Source organism: Pseudoalteromonas sp. SIMBA_162, assembly GCF_046535955.1.
In the GTDB taxonomy this organism is placed as follows: Bacteria; Pseudomonadota; Gammaproteobacteria; order Enterobacterales; family Alteromonadaceae; genus Pseudoalteromonas; species Pseudoalteromonas marina.
This window is the reverse complement of record NZ_JAWJBQ010000061.1, coordinates 1-612: the sequence shown is the minus strand read 5'-3', so window position 1 is coordinate 612 and position 612 is coordinate 1. Positions and strand designations below refer to the sequence as shown.

Annotated in this window: 1 pseudogene; it reads left to right on the top strand. The window is 36.8% G+C overall.

The window, feature by feature from the left end:
• Positions 1–552 (top strand): annotated as a pseudogene (locus tag R0J88_RS18700) (hypothetical protein); the annotation flags it as partial.
• Positions 553–612 lie beyond the last annotated feature (60 nt).

The following is a 612-nucleotide window of genomic DNA, read 5'->3' as shown; positions in this document are numbered from 1 at the left end:
GAGGAGTTAATGGGCATCGATATACATTTTAGAGCGAATAGAAACCCTGCTCTGCAGTTCAATCAAAACAATGTAATGCATAACCTGATTAATGCATTTGTCATGCTGCGCGGTATACATAATTACCACAGTGATGAAACGTACGCACCAATGTGGAATGGGTTTATTACCGAGCCTGAATTTAAACGTATTAATAACCTATCTGATACACGAACTGTGGATGGTGCTGTGCGACTCCTAGATGGCTCTGTTGCAGCAATTGAAATTGAGCATTCATTTAAAAATAAAACGGCACGACAGGTCATTTTACTAAAATATTTGGCCTCGTTAAAAGAAGCAGATTACAGTAAGATTTTTTTATTCTCTCAGTCGGTCAAAATTTTTGATGATATAAAACGATTACATGAGCAGCTACTTACGGAGCTACCTGAACGTTACGACAAAAAAACACGAGCACCACTTCTCAGTGAAAGTGATGCTGAGCTGCTGCGTGCCTCAATAATATACCGAACTAAATTGTGTGAAGAAATTAATGAAATGTTTTACTCGTAATGCAGTAGTATAAACATTAAGGCGTTATGGTTTTTTTGTTCAATTGTTTAGAGTAAAAAA